Consider the following 7381-nt stretch of genomic DNA (forward strand, 5'->3'; position numbering starts at 1 on the left):
TGAAACTGGGCGGGCTAAGCCCTGTAGCGTACCGAGCTCAGTCCGCGATAGCCTAGCCAGCCAGTGTCCAGCTTTTGGGGCGCACTTCACCGTGGCGATCCATACCTGCTCCCACAGGTCTACGCAAAATCAGCTCAGGCTTTCGTCGATCACCAGAACCAGCTTCCCCGACACCTTGTTCGTCGCGAGTTCCGCGAACGCCGCTTCGGCATCCTTGATCGCAAACGTCTTGGCCAATTGCGGGCTCAGGCGTTTGTCGGCAAACAATGGCCATACGTTCTGGCCCAGGTCGCTGATCAGGTCGGCCTTGAATTGGTCGTTGCGACTGCGCAGGGTCGAGCCGAGCAATTGGATGCGCTTGCCCAGCACTTGGGCCAGGTCGAATTCGGTCGTGCGCCCGCCCATGAGCCCGATCAGCACCCAGCGCCCGTCAACTGACAAAAGTTTCACGTTGAGCGAGGCGTAGTTGGCGCCGACTGGATCGAGGATCACGTCGAACGGCCCGAAGTCGTTCAGGCTGTTGATGTCGTCGGTGCGCACCACGCCGCCCTGGGCGCCCAGCGCTTCGCAATAGGCCAGCCGATCCGCCGAACCGACGCTGACCCAGCACGGGTTGCCGAAAGCTTTGCACAGCTGGATTGCGGCCGAACCGACACCACTGGCTCCGGCGTGCAACAGCACTTTCTCGCCCGGTTTGAGGCCGGCGAGCTGGAACAGATTCAACCAAGCGGTGCTGTAAACCTCCGGCAGTGCGGCGGCTTCGGCCATCGACAAGCCTTCGGGCACCGGCAGGACATGGCGGCCATCGACCACCACTTCCTCGGCCATTGCGCCGCCGGCCAGCAATGCGCAAACCCGGTCGCCGACCTGCCAGGAAGAGCCTGGCCCGACCTCGCTGATCACCCCGGAACATTCCAGCCCCAGCACCTCGCTCGCGCCGGGTGGCGGGGGATAATGCCCGGCCTTTTGCAACAAATCCGCCCGATTCAGGCCGGCGGCCGCCACACGGATGCGAACTTGCCCCGCATCACAGGCCGGACTCGGCTCATCTGCCCATACCACTTGGCCTTCAACGCCTTGCAATGCTTTCACGGTGCCTCCATAGTGAGTCTCGACTGGGCCCGCTGCTGTAACAACGCCGGGCTTTCTTGCATTATGCGCCCGGGCCACATGGAACCGGCGACTTCAAAGACGGCCTAATATGCGTGATCAATTGTCCCTGCGTCGAATCAGCATGAAGCACTTTTTTCCCAGCACTGCACTTGCCCTCCTCATTGGCCTTGGCGCTTCAACGCTTTCGAACCCTGTGTTCGCGGCCAACAGCTGGGACAAGCTTCAGCCCGATCGCGACGAGGTGATTGCCAGCCTCAATGTGGTTGAGTTGCTCAAGCGGCACCACTACAGCAAGCCGCCACTTGATGACGCACGTTCCGTCATTATCTACGACAGCTATTTGAAGCTGCTTGATCCGTCGCGCAGTTATTTCCTGGCCAGCGACATCGCCGAATTCGACAAATGGAAAACCCAGTTCGACGACTTCCTCAAGAGCGGCGACCTGAATGCCGGGTTCACCATCTACAAGCGCTACCTGGACCGCGTGAAGGCGCGTCTGGACTACGCCTTGGCCGAGTTGAACAAAGGCGTCGACAAGATCGATTTCAATGCCAAGGAAACCTTGCTGGTCGACCGCAAGGACGCGCCTTGGCTCAAAAGCACAGCCGAACTCGATGATCTGTGGCGCAAGCGCGTCAAAGACGAGGTGCTGCGCATGAAGATCGCCGGCAAGGATCCCAAGCAGATCCAGGAAACCCTGACCAAGCGCTACAAGAACCAATTGGCGCGCCTGGAACAGACCCGTGCCGAAGATATCTTCCAGGCCTACATCAACACCTTCGCCATGTCCTACGACCCGCACACCAATTATCTGTCGCCGGATAATGCGGAGAACTTCGATATCAACATGAGCTTGTCCCTTGAAGGCATCGGCGCGGTGCTGCAGAGCGACAACGACCAGGTCAAGATCGTGCGCCTGGTGCCGGCGGGACCTGCCGACAAGACCAAGCAAGTCAGCCCGGCGGACAAGATCATTGGCGTCGCCCAGGGCAACAAGGAAATGGTCGATGTCGTCGGCTGGCGCCTGGACGAAGTGGTCAAGCTGATCCGCGGTCCGAAAGGCTCGGTGGTGCGCCTGGAAGTCATTCCGGCCAGCAATGCGCCGAACGACCAGACCAGCAAAGTCGTGTCCATCACCCGCGAAGCGGTGAAGCTGGAAGAACAGGCCGCGAAGAAGTCAGTCCTCAAACTGAAACAGGATGGCAAGGACTACAAGCTCGGCATCATTGAGATTCCTGCGTTCTACCTGGACTTCAAGGCTTTCCGCGCCGGAGATCCGGACTACAAGAGCACCACGCGCGACGTGAAGAAACTGCTGACCGAATTGCAGAAGGAAAAGGTCGACGGCGTGGTCATCGACTTGCGCAACAACGGCGGCGGCTCGCTGCAGGAAGCCACCGAGCTGACCAGCCTGTTCATCGACAAGGGCCCGACCGTGCTCGTGCGTAATGCCGATGGCCGGGTCGATGTCCTCGAAGATGAAAATCCTGGCGCGTTCTACAAGGGCCCGATGGCGTTGCTGGTCAATCGCCTGTCGGCCTCGGCCTCGGAGATTTTCGCCGGCGCCATGCAGGACTATCACCGGGCGCTGATCATCGGCGGCCAGACCTTCGGCAAAGGCACCGTGCAGACTATCCAGCCGCTGAACCATGGCGAGCTGAAACTGACCCTGGCGAAGTTCTACCGGGTTTCCGGCCAGAGCACCCAGCACCAGGGCGTACTGCCTGACATTGATTACCCGTCGATCATCGACACCAAGGAAATCGGTGAAAGCGCCCTGCCCGAAGCCATGCCGTGGGACACCATCCGCCCTGCGATCAAGCCAGCCGTGGACCCGTTCAAACCGTTCCTGGCCCAGCTCAAATCCGAGCATGACGCCCGCTCGGCCCAGGACGCAGAGTTTGTATTCATTCGTGACAAGCTGGCCTTGGCACAAAAGCTGATGACCGAGAAAACCGTCACCCTCAACGAAACCGACCGCCGCGCACAGCACGCCGATATCGAAGCCAAGCAATTGGCGATGGAGAACCTGCGTCGCAAAGCCAAGGGCGAAGAGCCGCTCAAAGAGCTGAAGAAAGAAGACGAAGACTTGATCACCGAACCGGAGAAGACCAAGCCGGAAGACGACGCCTACCTGAGCGAAACTGGGCGGATCCTGCTGGATTACCTGAAACTCAATACGACGGTCGCCAAGCATTGAGGTGATGGCCATTTAATGGTGATGCTCGTCGGAGTGTCATCAAACTGACATCAGTCTGTCGTGAAATACAGGACCGGGCGCACCCCAGCAGGGGTTGCTCCCAGTCCTTTTTTTATCGCCAGAGATCGCCATGACCACGACAGAACAGCTGGGTGCCTTGAACTCAATCCTGAGTCAAAGCGGATTGCACAGCCTGTTCCAACCAATCATTTGCCTCTCCGAACGACGTATCCTGGGCTATGAAGCCTTGACTCGTGGCCCGTCCAACAGCCCATTGCATTCCCCCATCGCGTTATTGTCCGTGGCCCGCCAGGCCGGACGGCTGAGCGAGCTGGAGCTGGCCTGCCGACGCAGCGCCTGCCAACGCTTCAACGAGCAGAAGCTGCCCGGCAAACTGTTCCTCAACGTTTCGCCCGAGTCGCTGCTGGAATCGGCGCACCAGACCGGCCGCACGTTGCAGCTGTTACAAGACTTCGGCATCCCGCCCAGCCAGGTCGTCATCGAATTGACCGAACAAACTCCCATCGATGATTTCCAGCTCTTGCAGACCGCCCTTCACCACTACCGCGCCATGGGCTTTTCCATCGCCCTGGATGATCTCGGTGCTGGGTATTCAAGCCTGCGTCTCTGGTCTGAACTGCGGCCGGATTATGTGAAGATCGACCGGCATTTCATCGACGGCATCCACCAGGACGCGCTCAAGCGCGAGTTCGTCGGCTCCATCCTTAAAATCGCCCAGGCGTCACGGGCCCAGGTGATTGCCGAGGGCATAGAACTGCAAGAAGAATTGGCGGTGTTGATTGAGATGGGGGTCGATCTGGTCCAAGGGTATCTGCTCGCCCGCCCCCAGGAACATCCCTCCCAGGACGCCAGGGCGCTGATGCCCCGACAGGACAGCGGCGTGGCGCCACTGACCGAGGAAGTGAACGACCTCGGCGCCCTGCTCAACGAACAACCGGCCGTGGCGCACCGCACGCCGACGGCCACCGTACTGGAAGCGTTCCGGCGCCAGGCCAACCTCAACTCCCTGGCAGTGCTGGACGATCAGGGCCAACCCTGCGGCATCGTGCATCGCCATTCGCTCTCGGACGCCCTGCTCAAGCCCTTCGCCACCGACCTGTTCGCCCGCAAACCGATCAGTCGCCTGATGAGCGACGATTTCCTCGCGGTGGAATTGAGCCAGTCGCTGCAACAAGTCAGCCGCCTCATCACCAGCCGCGCCCGGCAACGCATCGAAGAAGACTTCATCATCACCCTCAACGGCAGCTACATGGGATTGGGTCGGGTCATCGACGTGCTCAAGCTCATCACTGAATTGAAAATCCAACAGGCCCGCTACGCCAACCCGCTGACCTTGCTGCCGGGCAACGTACCAATCCAACAATGCCTCACGCGCCTGTTGCAGCAACGCCAGGAGTCGGTGATCTGCTACGTCGACATCGACAGCTTCAAACCCTTCAACGACATCTACGGCTATGGCCGCGGCGACGAAGTCCTGCTGTGCCTGGCTCAATGCCTGAACGAACGCATCGACCCCAGCCGCGACTTCGTCGGCCACATCGGCGGCGACGACTTCCTACTGGTCCTCGGCCCGGACGACTGGCGCAAACGCCTGAACCTGCTGCTGACCGACTTCCAGACCCACTGCCGCCGCTTCTACCGGCCCGAGCACTTGGAAGCGGGTTGTTTTACCGCGCTGAACCGCCAAGGCGTGCGGCAGGAATTTGCTTTGCTGTCGCTGTCGATTGGGGTGGTGCATTTGCGCGCCGAGGCCTGTGCTGGATTGGATGCCAGTCAGTTGGCGGAGATGGCTTCCCAGGCGAAGCATCATGCAAAGGAGATCGTAGGGGGGAGTTTGTATTTGATTGATGGAGGGGTTGGGCAGGCGCCGGTCCTGGAGTTGGGGTTGTCGGTGTGAAGGTGGGTTGCCTTCACGCCAACGGAATGGCAGCCACAGACCCTGTGGCGAGGGAGCTTGCTCCCGCTGGGCTGCGTAGCAGCCCCTATTTTTTGGACAACGTGGTGTGCCTGGTTAATTGCGTAGGCTGTTTTTAGATTTAATAATCAACCCTAACTTAGTCAGCTTGCCTCGGCTCTATATTTCATTAAAGAAGCCAGTAAAACCCGCATAAATCTGCGCTGATCTTCAACCTTCTGATCGAAATATGTATCCAAATTTAAAAAAACCCTGTCAAAGCTGTCATCGCACCCTAAGAAATAAGCAAGAGTATCAATCAGCAAAATTTGCTCTTTTGAAGAGTGACATAAAAAATCCGGACGAATCAACAAGTCAAATAGCTGGCTCAATTCCTGCTCATCATTTACATTTTTTGAAGTTATTATTTCCTCCCGCGTCAAATCATTAGTATTCTCAATACTAAAAACAAACAGCAACCCCCAAATATCATGTAAGTCATGTACACTTTTCAAACACATGATACCGTGGCAAGGCAGCGTGCTCCCGTTGCGCTGTGTAGTTGCCCTTCTTTTGAACAGTGCCTCGGTGTGCCTGGTTGCTTGTGCGAGCTGTTTTTATGGCTGTTTCCCATACCCATGGGAGCAAGCGTTCTTGCCACGAAGTTATACAAGTTAATGGCCAACCAATACAATTGCATCGGCAATTCCGCTATACATAATCCCAAGTGGATCCATCCTCGGATTCGGCCCTGCGCAGATCATCCGTCCACAACTCACTCGCCAACCTATATATTTCCTCAAAAAACAAGCGAGGATTATCCATCTCATCCCATCCATCAGGAAAAGATGAGCACTCTTGAGAGTCATGTTCCAGAAGAGCGTGAAAATCATATGCCTCATCTAAGAGCGCAGCTTCCAGACATTTATAAAGCAAATATTTCTCCCTATATGACCGCCTTCCTTTTAAGGCATATTCAACAATTAATCTTTCTCTATCAACTGGCTCATTTGGATCAAATCTCCCCAGCTCCTCACCTAACGTCTCTTCTCTATCATAAATATCAAAGCAGCCCAAAAAACAGGAAGGCGTTGGTGTGTATGCAAGTCCAGTTCCGGGATGCATAAACATATTTCCACCTACTTTTATTGGAAAAAATGACGGGGAAAAAGCGGAAAAAGAGGACGGATTTACAAAAAACTAAATATCCCTTTCCTGCTTAAATTAAGTAACGTACTGCATCTGAATGATATCGACGCAGACAACCCAATAAAACCTTCATGAATCGACGCTGTTCCTTAACATCATCATCAAAATAGGTCGTTATCTTAGAAAAAATCTCATCAAAATCGGATCCACTCTCCAAATAAAACGAGATCTTCTCGATAAACCATTCACGCTCATGACCTTGAAATGCCAAAAAATCCGGTGTAAGCAGGCGATCAAACAATTCCAATAACTCAGAGTCCGAGTTGACATCCTTCGAAACGATATACTCTTCTCTACCCTCATCTATTGTGTTTTCAATATCAAATACAAACAGAAGACTTCTTAGTACAGCCATGTCAGAAAATTTCGTCATCACTCAAATTCCGTATACTCCATAAATTACGACCCTGAAACGCTCTCTAATTGATAGCGCTTAAGACAGCTTAATAGCACCTCCATAAAATGTCGCTGATCATAAATTTCTTGATCAAAATATGTATCCATATCTTCAAACAAATCATCAAAGTTGTCGCCAACCTCTAGATAATAGCTGATCGCATCAATATATTTTGCCTGCGCACCGGGCGGATAACGCAAAAACTCCGGCCCAAGCAAAATATCAAACAACTCAGAGAGCTCTACATCATTATTTATATTTTTTGAAACTATAACTTCCTCCCGTTTCTCGTCGCGAACATTTTCAATATTAAATACAAACAACAACCCGATCAGCGGCATCATGCTTGGTTTGGATTTCATTTTTTCGGCCCTGTATAAGCTGTTATTGGATCACCATTCTCATTTCAATATACTATCGCATGCTCGTATGTATTGTATTGCGGAAAAGGGGACTGATTTATGTGCGCCAGGCAAAGCTTGGTCGCCTGGGACTGACGGCGCAAGCCGTCACGAAATGGCGTAAGAAACTCAGCGGGTTTGAACCC

At 54.8% G+C, this 7381-nt stretch carries 7 protein-coding genes; 2 read left to right on the forward strand and 5 right to left on the reverse strand.

Annotation, left to right across the window (positions count from 1 at the left end):
• Positions 1 to 129: 129 nt before the first annotated feature.
• Positions 130 to 1092 carry a putative NAD(P)H-quinone oxidoreductase, PIG3 family gene (locus tag HU806_RS25965; protein WP_186615725.1) on the reverse strand — a complete coding sequence of 321 codons (963 nt, stop codon included), beginning with the start codon at positions 1090 to 1092 and terminating at the stop codon, positions 130 to 132.
• Positions 1093 to 1234: 142 nt separating this feature from the next.
• Between HU806_RS25965 and HU806_RS25970 the strand changes: the two genes are divergently transcribed.
• Both HU806_RS25970 and HU806_RS25975 read left to right on the forward strand, forming a co-directional pair.
• A complete protein-coding gene (locus tag HU806_RS25970; protein ID WP_186615737.1) occupies positions 1235 to 3313 on the forward strand; it encodes a carboxy terminal-processing peptidase in 2079 nt (692 codons plus the stop codon).
• A 130-nt stretch (positions 3314 to 3443) separates the two neighbouring features.
• Entirely contained in the window at positions 3444 to 5231 is a 1788-nt protein-coding gene (locus HU806_RS25975) for a bifunctional diguanylate cyclase/phosphodiesterase (protein ID WP_186615727.1), read from the forward strand.
• A 161-nt stretch (positions 5232 to 5392) separates the two neighbouring features.
• Here HU806_RS25975 and HU806_RS25980 read toward each other — a convergent pair whose 3' ends face one another.
• The 4 genes from HU806_RS25980 to HU806_RS25995 form a co-directional block, all read right to left on the reverse strand.
• The gene (locus HU806_RS25980; RefSeq protein WP_238350245.1) at positions 5393 to 5743 is read right to left on the reverse strand and encodes a hypothetical protein; all 351 of its coding nucleotides are present in this window, start codon (positions 5741 to 5743) and stop codon (positions 5393 to 5395) included.
• Between the two features lie 196 nt (positions 5744 to 5939).
• Positions 5940 to 6359: a hypothetical protein gene (locus tag HU806_RS25985; protein WP_186615731.1), complete on the reverse strand. Its 420-nt coding sequence runs from the start codon at positions 6357 to 6359 to the stop codon at positions 5940 to 5942.
• An 88-nt stretch (positions 6360 to 6447) separates the two neighbouring features.
• Positions 6448 to 6810, reverse strand: a complete 363-nt coding sequence (locus tag HU806_RS25990; RefSeq protein ID WP_186615733.1) for a hypothetical protein — start codon at positions 6808 to 6810, stop codon at positions 6448 to 6450.
• Positions 6811 to 6836: 26 nt separating this feature from the next.
• Positions 6837 to 7196, reverse strand: a complete 360-nt coding sequence (locus HU806_RS25995; protein WP_186615735.1) for a hypothetical protein — start codon at positions 7194 to 7196, stop codon at positions 6837 to 6839.
• Between the last annotated feature and the right edge of the window lie 185 nt (positions 7197 to 7381).

It is taken from the genome of Pseudomonas sp. SWRI154, from assembly GCF_014268645.1.
In the GTDB taxonomy this organism is placed as follows: Bacteria; Pseudomonadota; Gammaproteobacteria; order Pseudomonadales; family Pseudomonadaceae; genus Aquipseudomonas; species Aquipseudomonas marvdashtae.

Coding starts and splice junctions, on each gene's coding strand:
- HU806_RS25970 (WP_186615737.1), top strand. CDS start 1,235: ATGAAGCACTTTTTTCCCAGCACTGCACTTGCCCTCCTCATTGGCCTT.
- HU806_RS25995 (WP_186615735.1), bottom strand. CDS start 7,196: ATGAAATCCAAACCAAGCATGATGCCGCTGATCGGGTTGTTGTTTGTA.
- HU806_RS25975 (WP_186615727.1), top strand. CDS start 3,444: ATGACCACGACAGAACAGCTGGGTGCCTTGAACTCAATCCTGAGTCAA.
- HU806_RS25985 (WP_186615731.1), bottom strand. CDS start 6,359: ATGTTTATGCATCCCGGAACTGGACTTGCATACACACCAACGCCTTCC.
- HU806_RS25990 (WP_186615733.1), bottom strand. CDS start 6,810: ATGACGAAATTTTCTGACATGGCTGTACTAAGAAGTCTTCTGTTTGTA.